The organism is Streptomyces sp. NPDC048643, from assembly GCF_040650615.1.
In the GTDB taxonomy this organism is placed as follows: Bacteria; Actinomycetota; Actinomycetes; order Streptomycetales; family Streptomycetaceae; genus Streptomyces.
In genome coordinates, this window is the sequence record NZ_JBEZHO010000003.1 from 88,208 (window position 1) to 105,469 (window position 17,262).

Genomic DNA, 17,262 nt, shown 5'->3' on the forward strand with positions numbered 1-17,262 from the left:
ACCGCCGTACGCGCCCTCGCCCTCCTCCTCGCCGTCCTGGCCCTCGGCGTCACCCTCTGGGACGGGCTCGACGACCGCGGTACGGCGCTGGCCTTCGGCGTGCTCATCGCCGTCGGCGAGCTGGCCCGCTGGAGCGGAGCCGAGGAACGGGAGTCGGCGCCCCTCGGAGCCGCCGGAGCCCTCGCGTACGCGCTGCTCGGCGAGAACGCGGGCCAGCGCACCGGACACGGCGTCCTCCAGGTCGTCGCCGTGGTCGTCGCGGCGGCCCTGATCGGCTGCGTCCCGCATGTCGCCCGGGGACGCGGACCCACCCTCGACCACCTCGCCCGGCGCGTCCTCACCGTCGCCTTCGCCGCCGTCTGCTTCCAACCCCTCTACAACCAGGGCAGGTTGCCGGCGTGGGGAGGGCCCGCGGTCGCCCTGCTGCTCGTCGCGCTGCTCGTGCTCACGACGCTGTGGGACGCCGTACTCGCGGCGGCGACGGCGCACGCGCGGACCCGCTGGCCGTTCGGGCCGCTGCTGCGTGACGAACTGCGGGCCACCCTCGGGATCGGCTCGGCGGTGTGCGCGACCGGGGCCGTCATGTCGCTCGCGGTCGCGGTGGTCGGGCTGTGGGCACTGCCCGTCTTCTCGCTGCCGCTGCTGCTCACCCAGCTCTCCTTCCGGCGGTACGCGGCGGTGCGGGTCACCTACCGGCAGACGATCGCGTCGCTCGCCCGGGCGACCGAGATCGCCGGGTACACCCCGGCCGGGCACGCCCGGCGGGTGGCCGCCCTCAGCCGGGCCGTCGGCCGCGAGCTGGGCCTGTCCGAACCCGACCTCACCGTCCTGGAGTACGCGGCGCTGATGCACGACATCGGACAGCTCAGCCTGGTCGACCCCGTGCCGGCCGGGGCGACCGCCGGTCTCCCGCCGGCCGAGCAGCGGCGGATCGCGCTGCTCGGGGGCGCCGTCGTCCGGCAGACCGGGGTGGACGCCGGGGTCGCCGTGGTGGTGGAGCGGCAGGCGGATCCGTACCGGGAGCAGCCCGTCACCGCGCGCATCGTCCGCGCCGTGAACGCATACGAGGAGATGGCCCGGGAAGCAGGGCCCGGAGGGCCGCTGACGGCCCTGGAGAAGCTGCGGCTCGCGACGGCCCGCGACTACCAGCCCGAGGTCGTGGAGTCGCTGGCCCGGGTCCTGTCACGACCCGGTCTGACCTTGCCCTGGGCTGGGTAACCCATGGGTAATGAGCGGCCGTCCGACGGTACGTGGTTGGATGCGAGGAAGAGGGTGTTCGGGGGTACGGGCCTGCCCGGGCCCGCACTGTCTTCAAGGGACTCTTCAAAGAACCGGCAGGCGGGAAACGCAAGGAACTGGCAGGCGGGAATCGTGAGGATCTTCGGCAAGGGACGACACCGGCCCTCCGCCTCATGGCGGCAGGCCACCGATCGTGCGTTCACGCTCATCGGCGACGGCCGGTACGAGGACGCGGGAGCGCTGCTGACGCGGGCCGCGGACCTGGAGCCCTGGCTGTCCGAGTCCTGGTTCAACCTGGCGCTGCTGCACAAGTTCCGGCACGACTGGGAGCAGGCACGGGCGGCGGGCCTGCGGGCCGTCGCGCTGCTCGACCGGGAGACCGGCGCACCCGACTGGTGGAACGTCGGGATCGCGGCCACCGCCCTCCAGGACTGGCCGCTGGCCCGCCGTGCCTGGCAGGCGTACGGGCTGCGGGTGCCCGGCGGGGCCGCCGTCTCGGGTGAGCCGGTGGGCATGGACCTCGGCAGCGCGGCCGTCCGGCTGTCGCCCGAGGGCGAGGCCGAGGTCGTGTGGGGGCGGCGGCTGGACCCCGCCCGTATCGAGGTGCTGTCGATCCCGCTGCCGTCCTCCGGGCGCCGCTGGGGCGAGGTCGTGCTGCACGACGGCGTTCCGCACGGCGAGCGGACGACCGCGGCGGGCCACTCCTATCCGGTCTTCGACGAGATCGAGCTGTGGGCCCCCTCACCGGTGCCCACGTGGGTCGTCCTGCTGGAGGCGGCGACCGAGGACGACCGGGACGCGCTGGAGCAGCTCGCCGCCGACGCGGGGTTCGCCGCCGAGGACTGGTCCTCGTCCGTGCGGCTGCTGTGCCGGATGTGCTCCGAGTCACGGATGCCGTCCGACGAGGGCGACGGAGAGCACCTGGACCCGCACGACCACAGTGAGCCGGGGCATCCGGGCCCGCTGGGGCACCGCACCGACGGGCAGCTGTGGGTGCCCGAGCGGGAGTGCGGGCTCGCGGCGCCCGCCTCGCTGGTGCGCGGGCTGCTGGACGGCTGGGTGGCGGACAGCCCGGATTCCCGGGACTGGCGGGACCTGGAAGAGGTCTGCTGAGGTCCCCTTAGGCTGTACCCGCAGAATTTTCCGAAGGTTTGAGGAAGGCGTACGTCGTCATGGCCCAGCAGGACACCGATCAGCAGCACGTGGGCGTGCTTCCCGTGGACGACGACGGCTACGTCATCGACACCGAGGAGGCCGAGGAGCGCGAGTCGGCCTACCGCGAGCGCGGTACCTCGCGGCCGATCACGGTGGTCGGCAACCCGGTGCTGCACAAGGAGTGCAAGGACGTCACCGACTTCGGTGACGAGCTGGACCGGCTGATCGCCGACATGTTCGCGAGCCAGCGCGCCGCCGAGGGCGTGGGCCTGGCCGCCAACCAGATCGGCGTCGACCTGAAGGTCTTCGTCTACGACTGCCAGGACGACCAGGGCACCCGGCACGTCGGTGTGGTCTGCAACCCGAAGCTCGTCGACCTGCCGGCCGAGCAGCGTCAGCTCGACGAGAGCAACGAGGGCTGCCTGTCCGTGCCCACGGCGTACGCGCCGCTGGCCCGCCCCGACTACGCCGAGGTCACCGGTCAGGACGAGAAGGGCAACCCGGTCCGGGTGCGCGGTACGGGCTACTTCGCGCGCTGCCTCCAGCACGAGACGGACCACCTGTACGGCTACCTGTACATCGACCGGCTCTCCAAGCGTGAACGCAAGGACGCCCTGCGGCAGATGGCCGAGAACGAACCGCGCTACGAGATCGTCGCGAACGACTGACCACCGCTGACGTAGCACGTCTCCGGCCGTCCCGTACGGCTGTGACAGAAATTGACAGGCGGGACGCGCGGCTCCTCGTGGGCCGGCCCGAACGGTGCCTGGTCAGGTGAACCTCCTGACCAGGCACCGTTCGTATGTACGTCGCACGTTCGCTCCCTTGTGCTCTCCCGGTGATCCAGATTCAGTCACACAAGGGGAGATTCTCGGCACCTTGAGGTAGTGAATGGAGCAAATCCGTTCCCAGAACGGTCAGTTGTGGTGCTGAATGGGAAGTGCGGGGATACGCAACGGCGCACGCCCGGCACAGCGGGAGGGGCGTGGCGCCAACAGGCGGCTGAGAGGGGTTTGTTCGTGCATGCTTTCTCACACGGCTCTTCATCGACACCGACAGCGATCGCGGTCCCACCGGCGCTCTCTCTCCCGGTGATCGAGTCCGAGTTTCCCCGTCAACTGCACCCGTATTGGCCCAGGCTCCAGGAGAAGACCCGGACCTGGCTCCTCGAAAAGCGGCTGATGCCCGCGGACAAGGTCGAGGAATATGCCGACGGTCTGTGCTACACGGACTTGATGGCGGGCTACTACATAGGCGCTCCCGACGAGGTCATGCAGGCGATAGCCGACTACAGCGCGTGGTTCTTCGTCTGGGACGACCGGCACGACCGCGACGTCATCCACGGCCGCGCGGACGCCTGGCGGACGCTCAGGTTCCAGCTCCACGCGGCCCTCGACGCACCCGGGGACCACCTGCATCACCAGGATCCCCTGGTCGCGGGGTTCGCCGACAGCGTGGGGCGGCTGTACTCGTTCCTCGGGGAGAACTGGAACGAGCGGTTCGCGCTCCACTTCCACGCGGTGATCGAGGCGTACGACCGGGAATTCCGGAACCGTACGTCCGGCGCCGTACCCACCGTCGAGGAATACCTCGAACTGCGTCGGCTCACCTTCGCGCACTGGATCTGGACCGACCTTCTGGAACCGAGCGCGGGACAGGAACTTCCCGACACGGTACGACTGCACCCTGCATTTCACCGGGCGGCCCTGCTCAGCCAGGAATTCGCCGCCTGGTACAACGACCTCTGTTCGCTGCCGAAGGAAATAGCGGGCGACGAGGTCCACAATCTCGGCATCAGCCTCATTCACCATCAGGGGTTGACGCTCGAAGAAGCCGTCACCGAAGTCCGGCGCCGGGTCGAGGAATGCATCAGTGAATTCCTCGCCGCCGAGAAGGACGTCTTAAGGCTCGCCGAAACCCTCACGGACGGCACCGTGGAGGGAAAGGCGACGAGTGCCGCGGTGAGGGCGTGCGTCGGAAACATGCGGAACTGGTTCAGCTCCGTGTACTGGTTCCACCACGAGTCGGGCCGGTACATGGTCGACAGCTGGGACGACCGCTCGACACCCCCGTACGTCAACAATGAAGCGGCAGGTGAGAAATGACCGTCGAGTCCGTACGACCCGAGGTGCCCGAGGTGCTGGAGCTGTCCGTTCCGCCCCTCGCCGGAGGCGGGGTGCCCGTGCTCGGGCACGGCTGGAAACTGGCTCGCGACCCGCTCGCCTTCTTCACCCAACTACGGGACCACGGCGACATCGTGCGTCTGAAGCTCGGTCCCAAGACGGTGTACGCCGTCACCACCCCCGCGCTCACCGGCGCGCTGGCGCTCAACCCGGACTACGAGATCGGCGGCCCCCTGTGGGAGTCGCTGGAAGGGCTGCTGGGCAACAAGGGCGTCGCGACGGCCAACGGGCCGATGCACCGGCGCCAACGCCGGACCATCCAGCCCGCGTTCCGCGCCGACATCATCCCCGAGTACGGGCCGATCATGGAGGAGGAGTCCCGCGCGTTCGCCGACCGCTGGGAGGGCGGGGCGACCGTCGACTGCACCTCCGAGTCCTTCCGCGTCGCCGTCCGCATGGCCGCCCGCTGCCTGCTGCGCGGCCGCTTCATGGACGAGCGCGCCGAGCGGCTCAGCCTTGCCCTCGCGACCGTGTTCCGCGGTATGTACCAGCGCATGGTCATACCCGCGGGCCCGCTCTATCGCCTCCCGCTTCCGTCCATGCGCAAATTCGACCGGGCATTGGCCGATTTGCACGCTCTCGTCGACGAGATCATCGCCGAGCGCCGCGCATCTGGTCAAAAGCCGGACGATTTGCTGACGGCATTGCTGGAAGCGAAGAACGACGACGGCGACCCCATCGACGAACAGGAGATCCACGACCAGGTCGTCGCGATACTCACGCCCGGAAGCGAAACCATCGCGTCCACGATCATGTGGCTGCTCCAAGTCCTCACCGAACACCCGGAAGAGGCGGACAAGGTGGCCGCCGAGGTCCAATCCGTCGTCGGGGACCGGCCCGTCGGATTCGACGACGTCCGGAAGCTGTCGCACACGAACAATGTCGTCGTCGAGGCCATGCGTTTGCGCCCCGCCGTATGGATATTGACGCGGCGGGCGGTGACCGAAACCGAACTGGGCGGCTATCGCATTCCGGCCGGTGCCGACATCGTCTACAGCCCGTACGCGATCCAGCGCGATCCCCGGTCGTACCAGGAGCATCTGGATTTCGACCCCGACCGCTGGCTTCCGGAACACTCCAAGGACATCCCGAAGTACGCGATGCGTCCGTTCAGCGTGGGCAACCGCAAGTGCCCCAGTGACCACTTCTCGATGGCGCAGCTCACGCTCGTCACCGCGACCGTGGCCTCCCGCTGGCGCTTCGAGCAGGTGTCCGGTTCCAACGACGCGACCCGCGTCGGCATCACCCTGCGGCCGCAGAAGCTGCGGCTGAAGGCCGACCCGCGCTAGACCGCTCCGCCGTCCGGCCCGGCCGGACCGTACCCACCCGCACGTCCACCTGGCGCACGTTCAGGCCGCCTCCGGGCCCCTGAACGTGCGCCGGTACGCGTTCGGGGTCGTCCCCAGACTCCGGACGAACTGATGGCGCAGGGCGGCGGCCGTGCCGAATCCGGTGCGGCTCGCGATCGCGTCCATCGTCTCGTCCGACGCCTCCAGCAACCGCTGTGCCAGCAGCACCCGTTGGCTCAGGATCCAGCGGTAGGGCGTGGTCCCGGTCTCCTGCTGGAAGCGGCGCGCGAAGGTGCGGGGCGCCATGTGGGCGCGGGCGGCGAGCTGTTCGACGGTCGTCTCCAGGTCCAGGTGCCGTTGTATCCACACCAGCACGTCACCGACCGTGTCGCACCGCGAGCGGGGCAGGGGCCGCTCGATGTACTGGGCCTGGCCGCCCTCCCGGTGCGGCGGGACCACCATGCGGCGGGCGATGGTGTTGGCCACCTCGGTGCCCTGCTCCTTGCGGACGATGTGCAGACAGGCGTCGATCCCGGCGGCGGTGCCGGCCGAGGTGATCACCGGGTCCGCGTCCACGTACAGCACGTCCGGTTCGACGACCGCCCGCGGATACTGCCGGGCCAGCTCGTCGGCGTGCTGCCAGTGCACCGCGCAGCGGCGGCCGTCGAGCAGCCCGGCCGCGCCGAGCGCGAAGACACCCGAACACACGCTGAGGACCCGGGACCCGCGGTCCACCGCCCGGCGCAGCGCCGCGAGCAGTTCGGGCGGATAGCCGCGGACGGCGAAGGTGTCCCCGGCGGGGACGACGACGAGGTCGGCCTCTTCGAGCCGGTCCAGGCCGTACGGGGTGGAGACCGTGAACCCGGGGACATGGGTGGCGAGCGTCGGCCCCTCGGCGGAGACGACCGCGAACTCGTAGACGGGCAGGCCCTCGTCGCTGCGGTCGAGGCCGAACACCTCGCACACGACGCCGAGTTCGAAGGGATGCACGCCGTCGAGCAGGACGGCGGCCACGTTGTTCAGCATGCTCCCCAGTGTGCACCGCGCGTGGCAGTAATTCGAGGGTGTGCGGCAGTTCTGCCACTGACGGTAAGGAGTCAACGACGGGACACTGGTGTCTATGAACGCATTGATGGACAACCTCGTCGGATTCCTCGTCGTCCTCGCGATCTTCGCGCTCGTGGCGCTCCCGTCCTTGATCGGGCTCGCCCGTGAGAGGCGGGTGGACCGCTCGCTCAGGGCGGCCGCCGGCGCCCGGCAGGACGCCTGGCGGCCACCGCGGCCTCAGGCCTTCGTCACGACCACCGTGACCGTCCACTCCTGAAGTCCCTTGCAGGAGATCCGGCCCGGATCGCTCGGGCACATCGGCCGGGACGAGGTCAGCTCGACCGTCCCGGCCGAGACCGCCCGGTACGCGGCGGACGCGCCGCCCGGCTGGAGCACGATCCCGCCGTTGGTCGGAACCAGGCCGCCACCGTGGCTCTTCACGGGCTTCCAGGGCCGGGGTGTGGTGCCGTCCAGAACGACGCGGATCGTGTCCCCGGCCGTCAGGCAGTACGTGTGCCCGGTGTCGGCCGCGTCGAGCTGTCCCTTCACCGATCCGCAGTCCTGACCGGACGACGGGGGCGGCGAAGCGGGTGAGGACGGCGGCGAAGTCGGTGCGGGCGCGGTCGGCGACGCGGATCCGGGTGAGGACGGTGACGGGGTCGGGGACGACGGAGCGCCCGACGGCGACACGGTCTTGCCGCCGCCCGCCTCGCTCCCGCCCTGCGTTCCGCAGCCCGCCGCGAGGAGCAGGGTCAGTGCCGTGAGGGCGATGGTCCTGGTGTGGGTCGTTCGACGCATGGGGTGGCCTCCTTGCGGGTTGGACGTGCCACCGGCGGATCAGGATCCATCCGGCCCGCGTGACGTGCGACAGGGCCCCGGCCGCCGTGGCGGCCGGGGCCCTGTGCGTGTTCGATCAGCCGGTCGTGAGGGCGGTGTCGTCCACGACGAAGCTCGTCTGCTGGGAGGAGTCCTCGGCGCCGCTGAACTTCAGCGTGACGGTGGAGCCGGCGAAGGAGGACAGGTCGAAGGTCTTCTGGGCGTAGCCGGTGGCCTTGTTGAGGTTGGAGTAGGTCGCCAGCGTGCTGGAGCCGGCGGTGACGGTGAGCTTGTCGTAGGCCGTGCCGGTGCTGGTCTCGGCCGTGTCGACGTGCAGGTAGAAGGTGAGCGTGGCCTTGCAGCCGGCCGGGACGGTCACCGACTGGGACAGCGTGTCGGTGTGGGTGGAGCCGTAGCCGTCCAGCCAGGCCTTGTAGGAACCGCCGTGCGCCGCCTCACCGGTGTCGGTCGTGATGACGCCGCTCGACGCGGTCCACGAGGTGCTGCCCGACTCGAAGCCCGGGTTGCCGAGGAGCTGCGCCGCGCTGCAGGTGCCGCCGCCCGAGGTGCTCACGGTCCAGGTGAACGAGGCCGAACCGGAGGCGCCGGTGCTGTCCTTGGCGGTGACGGTGACCGCGTAGGTGCCCGCGGTGCTCGCGGTGCCGGAGACCAGCCCGGTGGAGGAGTTGATCGACAGCCCGGTCGGCAGCCCGGTCGCGCTGTACGTGAGGGCCGCGCCCGCGCTGTCGGTGGCCGCGATCTGCAGGCTCACCGAACTGCCCGTCGTCGTGGACCGGTTGCCCGGGTTGGTGACGGTCACCGTGTTGCCGGTGCTGCCGCCCGAGGTGAAGGCGGCCGTGCCGTTGGGGGTGCCCCAGCCGGTCGGTCCGTCGTAGCCGGTGGCCGCGGTGCAGAAGTAGGAGGGTGAGCAGGAGCCGTTGTTGCCGCTGGTCACGTCGTAGAGGCTCGACGTGTGGGAGTAGGGGTACTTCGCCGGGTAGTCGGCGGAGCCGGGGGTGCCGGCCAGCGCGTAGACGCCGGCGATGATCGGGGCCGAGGCGCTGGTGCCGCCGTAGACCGCCCAGCCGGAGCCGCCGTAGGTGTCGTAGACGGCCACGCCGGTCGCGGGGTCCGCGACCGCGGAGACGTCGGACTCCATGCGCTTCGAGCAGCCGGTGTCGGTCTGCCAGCTCGGCTTGGTGTCGTAGGCGGAGCAGCCGGAGCCGGTGCCCTCGGTGCTGTTGGTCTTCCAGACCGACTCGCTCCAGCCGCGGGAGCTCGACGAGGTGGTCAGCGCGGTCCCGCCGACGGCGGTCACGTACTGGGACGTGGCCGGGTACTCGGCGCCGTAGGCCTCGTCGCCCGAGGAGACGGTGATCGCGACGCCCGGGTGCTTGAAGTACGAGGTGTCCTCGCCGGTCTGCGAGGAGGACTCGTCGCCGCCCCAGCTGTTGGAGACGAACTTCGCGCCGAGCGCGACCGCCTCGTTCTCCGCCGCGCCGAGGTCGGTGTCGTTCGCCGAATCGGCCTCGACGAGGACGATGTCGCAGTTCGGGCAGACGGCGCTGACCATGTCGATGTCGAGCGCCTCCTCACCCGCCCAGCCACTGTCGTTCGTCGGCAGCGAGGTGGTCGAACCGGTCTGACTCACCTGCTTGAAGCAGCCGTTGGCCTTCGTGCAGGCGGACAGGCCGAACTGCGAGCGGTAGGTGGCCAGGTCGGCGGCGGCGTTGGGGTCGTTGTACGCGTCGACGACGGCGACGGTCAGGCCGGAGCCGCCGGTCGAGGGCAGGTTGTAGGCGCTGTGCAGGTTGGCCGGGCTCAGGCCGGACACCGCGGCGGCCGCGTCCGGGGAGACGGCGGCGGCGAGCTTCTGGGCGATGTCGGTCCTGCGCTGCGCGAAGCAGGACATGGTGCCGGGCCGGGCGGCCTCGGCGCACAGGTGCTTCGTCGCGACCTTCTGGCCGGCCTTCCCGGTGGCGTGGACGGCCTGCCGGGCGGGGTCGGTCAGGGCACGGGAGTTCTGGGTGGTGCGGGAGAGCTGGGGGGCCGGTGCGGGCTGCGCGTCCGCGGGCGGGGCCGCCGCGAACCCGGCGAGGCCGAGGGCGAGGGCCGGAAGGGCGGTGGTGAGGAGTCTTCGCAGGCTCCGGACGGGTCTGCCGGAGGGTATCGGGCGCTGGGAACGCATGGGGGTGTCGCCTCCATCGGTTCATGGCCGCTGCCGCGTGGGCCCGGGTGGGGCCCGTGCGGTGCCACAGCCGGAAGTGGGGGTTCTCGGCGCTCTGAAGGGACGGGCCGGTGACGCGCGTAGCGCGGGGCATGGAGAGCCGACCCGCTGTACGTCATGGGCATGCCAATTCAGTCGTCCTGTCGTGCCACTGTTCGGCGACATGGCGGGACGGCCAGAACGTAGCCGGGCCCGACGACCTGCGAACACCCGTGCCCGCGGAACTTTGCCGCTCCATGGACGGGGATTGGAAAGGGGATTGGCGGCCCGGGGGCAGCACGTGACGAAAGCGGGGCCCGCACATGACGGAGGCGGGCGAACACGGCGAGAGCCGGACCGCACGGGGCGGCCCGGCTCTCACCGATCACGAACTCGCCTTCAGGACCTCGTCAGTGACGGTCGATCAGGCGCCTGGGGAGGTGTCCAGGGATCAGAAGTCCTCGTCGAGGTCGACCGAACCCTCCACCGCCACCTGGTACGCCGACGGACGGCGCTCGAAGAAGTTCGTCAGCTCCTGGACACCCTGGAGCTCCATGAAGGAGAACGGGTTCTCGGAGCCGTACACCGGCGCGAAGCCCAGCCGCTGGAGGCGCTGGTCGGCGACGCACTCCAGGTACTGCCGCATCGAGTCGGTGTTCATGCCCGGCAGGCCCTCACCGCACAGGTCGCGGCCGAACTGCAGCTCCGCCTCGACGGCCTCGCGCAGCATGTCGGTGACCTGCTCCTGGAGCTTGTCGTCGAAGAGCTCCGGCTCCTCCTTGCGGACGGTGTCCACGACCTCGAAGGCGAAGCTCATGTGCATCGTCTCGTCGCGGAACACCCAGTTGGTGCCGGTCGCCAGGCCGTGCAGCAGACCGCGGCTGCGGAACCAGTAGACGTACGCGAAGGCACCGTAGAAGAAGAGGCCCTCGATGCACGCGGCGAAGCAGATCAGGTTCAGCAGGAAGCGGCGGCGGTCGGCCTGCGTCTCCAGCCGGTCCATCTTCTCGACCGAGTCCATCCACTTGAAGCAGAACTGCGCCTTCTCGCGGATGGAGGGGATGTTCTCGACCGCGTCGAAGGCCGCCGCGCGGTCCGCCGGGTCGGGCAGATACGTGTCCAGCAGCGTCAGATAGAACTGGACGTGCACGGCCTCCTCGAAGAGCTGACGGCTCAGGTAGAGCCGCGCCTCGGGGGAGTTGATGTGCTTGTACAGCGTCAGCACGAGGTTGTTCGACACGATCGAGTCGCCCGTCGCGAAGAACGCGACCAGCCGGCCGATCATGTGCTGCTCACCCGGCGTCAGCTTCGCGAGGTCGGCGACGTCCGAGTGGAGGTCGACCTCCTCGACGGTCCAGGTGTTCTTGATCGCGTCCCGGTAGCGCTCGTAGAAGTCCGGGTAGCGCATGGGACGGAGAGTCAGTTCGAAGCCCGGGTCGAGCAGGTTCTTCTCGCGGTTGGTGTCGGTCATTACTGGCAGGCCTCGCAGGACTCGGGGTTTTCCAGGGAGCAGGCGACGGCGTCGGGGTCGGCGACCTGCTGGACGGGGATGGTCTTCTCGGGCTGCGCCTGGGCCTGGGCCGCGCGGGCGATGCGCGTCGCGGGACGGGACCGCAGGTAGTACGTCGTCTTCAGGCCCGACTTCCAGGCGTACGAGTACATCGAGGACAGCTTGCCGATGGTCGGGGTCTCCAGGAACAGGTTCAGGGACTGCGCCTGGTCCAGGAACGGGGTCCGCGCGGCGGCCATGTCGATCAGGCCGCGCTGCGGGATCTCCCACGCCGTGCGGTACAGGTCGCGCACGTCCTGCGGCACCCAGGTGAAGCCCTGCACCGAGCCGCTGGACTCGCGCAGCGCCTCACGGGTCTGCGCGTCCCACACGCCGAGCTTCTTCAGCTCGGCCACCAGGTAGGAGTTGACCTGGAGGAACTCGCCGGAGAGCGTCTCGCGCTTGAACAGGTTCGACACCTGCGGCTCGATGCACTCGTAGACCCCCGCGATGGACGCGATGGTGGCGGTCGGGGCGATGGCGAGGAGCAGCGAGTTGCGCATGCCGACCTCGGCGATCCGCTGCCGCAGGGCGGCCCAGCGCTCCGGCCAGTTCAGCTCGACGTCGAAGTGGTCGGGGTGCAGCACGCCACGGGCGGTACGGGTCTTCTCCCAGGCCGGGAGCGGGCCGTTGCGCTCGGCGAGGTCCGCGGAGGCCTCGTACGCGGCGAGCATGATGCGCTCGGCGATCCGGGTGGACAGGGCGCGTGCCTGCGGCGAGTCGAAGGGCAGCCGCATCTTGAAGAAGACGTCCTGCAGGCCCATCGCGCCCAGACCGACCGGACGCCAGCGGGAGTTGGAGCGCCCGGCCTGCTCGGTCGGGTAGAAGTTGATGTCCACGACCCGGTCGAGGAAGGTGACCGCGGTGCGGACGGTCCCGTCGAGCCGCTCCCAGTCGATGTCGTCACCGACGACGAACGCGCCGAGGTTGATCGAGCCGAGGTTGCAGACCGCGGTCTCCCCGTCGTCCGTGACCTCCAGGATCTCGGTGCACAGGTTCGAGGAGTGGACGGTGTGGCCGGGCTCCGCCGTCTGGTTGGCGGTGCGGTTGGCGGCGTCCTTGAAGGTCATCCAGCCGTTGCCGGTCTGCGCGAGGGTCCGCATCATGCGGCCGTACAGGTCGCGGGCCGGGATGGTCTTCTTGGCGAGGCCCGCCTCCTCGGCCTTGCGGTAGGCGGCGTCGAACGCGTCGCCCCACAGGTCGACCAGCTCGGGCACGTCCGAGGGGGAGAACAGCGACCAGACGCCGTCCTCGTTCACCCGGCGCATGAACTCGTCCGGGATCCAGTGGGCGAGGTTCAGGTTGTGCGTACGCCGGGCGTCCTCACCGGTGTTGTCGCGCAGCTCCAGGAACTCCTCGATGTCGGAGTGCCAGGTCTCCAGGTACACCGCGGCCGCGCCCTTGCGCCGGCCGCCCTGGTTCACCGCGGCGACCGAGGCGTCGAGCGTCTTGAGGAACGGGACGATGCCGTTGGAGTGCCCGTTGGTGCCGCGGATCAGCGAACCGCGCGACCGGATGCGGGAGTACGACAGCCCGATGCCGCCGGCGTGCTTCGACAGCCGGGCCACCTGGTGGTAGCGGTCGTAGATGGAGTCCAGCTCGTCCTGCGGGGAGTCGAGGAGGTAGCAGGACGACATCTGGGGGTGCCGCGTACCGGAGTTGAAGAGCGTGGGGGAGGACGGGAGGTAGTCGAGCCGGCTCATGAGCCCGTAGAGCGCGGAGACCTCGTCGACGGCCTGGGCCGTGTCGTTCTCGGCGAGACCGGAGGCGACCCGCAGCATGAAGTGCTGGGGCGTCTCGACGACCTTGCGGGTGATGGGGTGGCGGAGCAGGTAACGGCTGTGCAGCGTACGGAGACCGAAGTAGCCGAAGCGGTCGTCGCCCGCCGTGTCGATCATCGCGTCGAGCCGGGCGGAGTGCAGCCGGACGAACTCGGCGGTGCGGTCGGCGACCAGGCCCTCACGGTGGCCGACGGCGACCGACTCGGAGAAGGTCGTGACGCCCTGTGAGGCGGCCTCCGCGGCGATGCTGATGGTGAGCAGCCGCGCGGCGAGCCGGGAGTAGACCGGGTCCTCGGAGATGAGACCGGCGGCCGCCTCCGTGGCCAGTTCGCGCAGCTCGGCCTCGTCGGCGCGGGCGGACCGGCCACGCAGCGCCGCGGCGGCGACCCGGCCGGGGTCGGCGTCGGTGAGATCGGCGGTGAGGTCGGTCAGGGTCCGCAGCAGCGCGGCTCCGGGACCGTCGGTCTCCACCGGGGCCTGGTGCGCGGTCACTGAAGCCGGATCTGCTGGCGCGATGGTCACGTGGGGCTCTCCCTCGCTCGGCACGGGGCCTGTCGGGGAGCACGGGGGCACACGGGAGCGCTTCTGGGCAGCCAGCGCACCGCGTCCACCGGCCCATTCCGCGAGGCCCGGACGTCGTCGGCACCCGGGCCGGGTGGCCGGGGTGCGCTGTCGGCAGGTCCTCGGACTGAGACGTGTGCGGGCACGTCCAATACACGAACACGCACAAGTACACCGTTGCGGGACAGTTCCGGATTCGCACCGGATTCCCCTGCGACGACAGCGAGCACGAGCATACATCTTGTGCCGGGCTCAGGGAGCACCCCCACATGTTGTGTCGTGTCGGTGCCGGAGAGCGCTACGGAGCGTGCCGAGAGGTCAACTCGTAGGTGAGCGGCCGGAGGTCACCGGGCTCCGGACGCGCCGTCCGGCCCGTCGCCCCGGCCGCCCGCGCGGCCCGGCGGCGCCCCTCCCGGCTCGCTGGTCCGGGCGCGGTCGGGTCCGCCGGGCGGACACGGCGACGGGCCGCCGGATGTCCTCTCCGGCGGCCCGTGCCCGTGCGTCGCGCGCCCTGTTCCCGGGGCGTGTCCTAGTGGCCGGCGCCCGCCGTGGCCGGCGGGAGCTCCGCCTTCACTCCGGGCTCGCCCGCGTCGACCGTGTAGTCCTCGGGCGAGGTCTCGTCGATGCCGTCCGGCGCCTTGAACGCCCGCAGCACGAAGGTGAGGACGACGGAGACGACCACGTTCATGACGAACGCCGTGAGGCCGATGTAGCCGATCTCCCCGATGCCGGGGATCTCCTTCGAGCTGCCGCCGAAGTGCTTCTGGGTCGGCGAGGCCACCCCGTAGGCGGCGAGCGTCCCGTAGACCATGCCGACCGCCCAGCCGCCCAGCAGCGCCCAGCGGTGGAACCAGCGGGTGAACAGGCCGCCGACCAGCGCGGGGAAGGTCTGCAGGATCCAGATGCCGCCCAGCAACTGGAAGTTGATCGCGACGGTCTTGTCCATCGTCAGGACGAAGACCAGCGCGCCCACCTTCACCAGCAGCGAGACGATCTTGGAGACCCGGGTCTCCTCCTTCGGCGTCGCGTCCGGCTTGATGAAGTCCTTGTAGATGTTGCGGGTGAAGAGGTTCGCGGCCGCGATCGACATGATGGCCGCCGGGACGAGGGCCCCGATGCCGATGGCGGCGAAGGCCACGCCCGCGAACCAGTCCGGGAACATGGTCTCGAAGAGCTGGGGGATGGCGAGCTGGCCGTTCTGCACCTTCACGCCGGCCGCGATGGCCATGAACCCGAGCAGGGCGAGCAGGCCCAGCATCAGCGAGTAGAGGGGCAGGATGGTCGTGTTGCGGCGGATGACCTCGCGGCTGCGGCTGGACAGCGTCGCGGTGATGGAGTGCGGATACATGAACAGCGCCAGCGCGGAACCCAGCGCGAGCGTGGCGTAGGTCCACTGGCCGGCCGCGGGCGGGACGACCCCGCCGGCCCCGGCCGCCGTGTACTTCTCGCCGGCCGCCTTGAAGATCTCGTCGAAGCCGCCGAGCTTGATCGGGATGTAGATGATGGCCACCGCGATCACGATGTAGATCAGGGTGTCCTTCACGAACGCGATCAGCGCGGGGGCCCGCAGACCCGAGGAGTAGGTGTACGCGGCCAGCACGCCGAAGGCGATGAGGAGCGGCAGGTCCTTGACGAACCAGTTGGTGTTCTCCCCGCCGCCCACGCCCATCACGTCGAGGACGGCTTGGATGCCGACCAGTTGGAGCGCGATGTACGGCATGGTCGCGAGGATGCCGGTGACGGCCACGGCCAGCGACAGGCTCTTGGAACCGAACCGGCCGCGCACGAAGTCCGAGGTCGTCACATAGCCGTGCTTGTGGGAGACCGACCACAGGCGGGGCAGGAACGTGAAGATCAGCGGGTACACGAGGATCGTGTAGGGCACGGCGAAGAAGCCGGCCGCGCCCGCCGCGTAGATCGCCGCGGGGACGGCGACGAAGGTGTACGCCGTGTAGAGGTCGCCGCCGAGCAGGAACCAGGTGACCCAGGTGCCGAACGACCGTCCGCCCAGGCCCCATTCGTCGAGGCTGTGTTCGTTGTCGGCCTTGCGCCAGCGCGCGGCCAGGAAGCCCATGGCCGTGACGGCCAGGAAGAAGAAGACGAAGACGCCGAGAGCGACGCCGTTCACACCGTCGTTCATGCTCCGGTCCCTCCCTTGGCCGCGCGGGCCCGCTGGTCACGCCGCCAGAGCTGGTGCGCGGTCACCGTCAGCACCGTCGAGAGGAGCACCCACAGCATCTGGTACCAGTAGAAGAACGGGATGCCGATGAAGGTCGGGTCGGTCTTGGCGTAGGAACCGACCCACAGCATCGCCACGAAGGGTGCGACGAGGCAGAGCGCGATCACCACGCGGACCGGTGTCACCACCGGTGGTTTCACTTCGGGCAGGTCTGACATACGGCGGCTCCGTCCCCTCGCGATCACCTGTGTAACGCGCAGGCAATCTAGGCGACGGCTCGGCTTTAGGGAACCCCTGCTCGGAGCGCTGGTGTGGAGGCTTGGTGTGCGTGCAGGACGACACCCTCAGGAGCGGCGGGACCGCGGGGAGCGGTCGCGCTCCCCGGGGTCCGGGCGGGCGGCGGCGCGCCGCCCCAACCGGCTCAGTCCGTCGGGCGCTTGAGGCGGGCGACGAACTTGTACCGGTCGCCACGGTACACCGACCGCACCCATTCCACCGGCTCGCCCCGCTTGTCGAGCGAGTGGCGGGAGAGCATCAGCATGGGCAGCCCCACGTCGGTGCCGAGCAGTCCGGCCTCGCGCGGAGTGGCCAGCGAGGTCTCGATGGTCTCCTCGGCCTCGGCGAGATGGACGTCGTAGACCTCGGCGAGCGCGGTGTAGAGAGAGGTGTACTTGACGAGCGAACGGCGCAGGGCGGGGAAACGCTTGGCGGACAGGTGGGTCGTCTCGATCGCCATCGGCTCGCCGCTCGCGAGGCGCAGCCGCTCGATGCGCAGCACCCGGCCGCCGGCCGAGATGTCGAGCAGACCCGCGAGCGCGTCGTCCGCCGTGATGTAGCCGATGTCCAGGAGCTGCGAGGTGGGTTCGAGACCCTGGGCGCGCATGTCCTCGGTGTACGAGGTGAGTTGGAGCGCCTGGGAGACCTTGGGCTTGGCGACGAAGGTGCCCTTGCCCTGGATGCGTTCGAGGCGGCCCTCGACTACCAGTTCCTGAAGCGCCTGCCGCACGGTGGTGCGCGAGGTGTCGAACTCGGCGGCGAGCGTGCGCTCGGGCGGCACCGGTGTCCCGGGCGGCAGGGTCTCCGTCATGTCGAGCAGGTGCTTCTTGAGCCGGTAGTACTTGGGCACGCGCGCGGTACGGATGGGCGCCCCACCCTCGTTCTCCGCACTGCTGACGTCGGTGCTCATGCTCCGCCTTCCCGGCTCCGGATGCCGAAGCGACCGACGTTCCGTCGGTCACGGCTCACATCGTGGCACGG

General features: G+C 70.1%; 14 protein-coding genes and 1 riboswitch. Of the genes, 6 read left to right on the top strand and 8 right to left on the bottom strand.

Going from position 1 to position 17,262, the window contains the following annotated elements:
• Nucleotides 1-36: 36 nt before the first annotated feature.
• The 5 genes from AB0C62_RS04175 to AB0C62_RS04195 all read left to right on the top strand — a co-directional run bounded on the left by AB0C62_RS04175 (nt 37) and on the right by AB0C62_RS04195 (nt 5,866).
• Entirely contained in the window at nt 37-1,218 is a 1,182-nt protein-coding gene (locus AB0C62_RS04175; protein WP_362969713.1) for an HD domain-containing protein, read from the top strand.
• A 153-nt stretch (nt 1,219-1,371) separates the two neighbouring features.
• Nucleotides 1,372-2,352, top strand: a complete 981-nt coding sequence (locus AB0C62_RS04180) for a hypothetical protein (protein WP_081219330.1) — start codon at nt 1,372-1,374, stop codon at nt 2,350-2,352.
• Nucleotides 2,353-2,411: 59 nt separating this feature from the next.
• Nucleotides 2,412-3,062, top strand: coding sequence for a peptide deformylase (gene def, locus AB0C62_RS04185; protein ID WP_362969529.1), 651 nt, complete (start codon nt 2,412-2,414; stop codon nt 3,060-3,062).
• Between the two features lie 351 nt (nt 3,063-3,413).
• Nucleotides 3,414-4,499: an epi-isozizaene synthase gene (cyc1, locus tag AB0C62_RS04190; RefSeq protein ID WP_267050005.1), complete on the top strand. Its 1,086-nt coding sequence runs from the start codon at nt 3,414-3,416 to the stop codon at nt 4,497-4,499.
• Nucleotides 4,496-5,866, top strand: coding sequence for a cytochrome P450 (locus tag AB0C62_RS04195; protein ID WP_362969530.1), 1,371 nt, complete (start codon nt 4,496-4,498; stop codon nt 5,864-5,866). The genes cyc1 and AB0C62_RS04195 overlap by 4 nt, the downstream gene beginning before the upstream one ends.
• 60 nt (nt 5,867-5,926) lie before the next feature.
• Here AB0C62_RS04195 and AB0C62_RS04200 read toward each other — a convergent pair whose 3' ends face one another.
• A complete protein-coding gene (locus tag AB0C62_RS04200; protein WP_362969531.1) occupies nt 5,927-6,892 on the bottom strand; it encodes a helix-turn-helix domain-containing protein in 966 nt (321 codons plus the stop codon).
• 94 nt (nt 6,893-6,986) lie between these two features.
• Here AB0C62_RS04200 and AB0C62_RS04205 point away from each other — a divergent pair, with 94 nt between their 5' ends.
• Nucleotides 6,987-7,190: a hypothetical protein gene (locus tag AB0C62_RS04205; RefSeq protein WP_362969532.1), complete on the top strand. Its 204-nt coding sequence runs from the start codon at nt 6,987-6,989 to the stop codon at nt 7,188-7,190.
• On the opposite strand, the gene AB0C62_RS04210 is transcribed toward AB0C62_RS04205, so the two are convergent.
• From AB0C62_RS04210 to AB0C62_RS04240, 7 genes are all read right to left on the bottom strand, one after another.
• On the bottom strand, nt 7,151-7,711 hold the full coding sequence (locus AB0C62_RS04210) for a hypothetical protein (RefSeq protein WP_362969533.1): 561 nt from the start codon (nt 7,709-7,711) through the stop codon (nt 7,151-7,153). The two genes, AB0C62_RS04205 and AB0C62_RS04210, sit on opposite strands and share 40 nt — an antisense overlap.
• 115 nt (nt 7,712-7,826) lie before the next feature.
• Entirely contained in the window at nt 7,827-9,917 is a 2,091-nt protein-coding gene (locus AB0C62_RS04215) for a putative Ig domain-containing protein (RefSeq protein ID WP_362969534.1), read from the bottom strand.
• A 469-nt stretch (nt 9,918-10,386) separates the two neighbouring features.
• Nucleotides 10,387-11,406, bottom strand: coding sequence for a ribonucleotide-diphosphate reductase subunit beta (locus tag AB0C62_RS04220; protein ID WP_362969535.1), 1,020 nt, complete (start codon nt 11,404-11,406; stop codon nt 10,387-10,389).
• Nucleotides 11,406-13,787 carry a ribonucleoside-diphosphate reductase subunit alpha gene (locus AB0C62_RS04225; protein WP_362969536.1) on the bottom strand — a complete coding sequence of 794 codons (2,382 nt, stop codon included), beginning with the start codon at nt 13,785-13,787 and terminating at the stop codon, nt 11,406-11,408. Before AB0C62_RS04225 ends, AB0C62_RS04220 begins: the two co-directional genes overlap by 1 nt.
• A gap of 134 nt (nt 13,788-13,921) precedes the next feature.
• Nucleotides 13,922-14,079: riboswitch (cobalamin riboswitch) on the bottom strand.
• 276 nt (nt 14,080-14,355) lie between these two features.
• Nucleotides 14,356-15,966, bottom strand: a complete 1,611-nt coding sequence (gene mctP / locus AB0C62_RS04230) for a monocarboxylate uptake permease MctP (protein ID WP_362969537.1) — start codon at nt 15,964-15,966, stop codon at nt 14,356-14,358.
• Complete coding sequence (locus tag AB0C62_RS04235; RefSeq protein ID WP_164371964.1) at nt 15,963-16,223, bottom strand: DUF3311 domain-containing protein; 261 nt, start codon at nt 16,221-16,223, stop codon at nt 15,963-15,965. Before AB0C62_RS04235 ends, mctP begins: the two co-directional genes overlap by 4 nt.
• Before the next feature lie 203 nt (nt 16,224-16,426).
• Entirely contained in the window at nt 16,427-17,191 is a 765-nt protein-coding gene (locus AB0C62_RS04240) for a GntR family transcriptional regulator (RefSeq protein ID WP_362969538.1), read from the bottom strand.
• Nucleotides 17,192-17,262 lie beyond the last annotated feature (71 nt).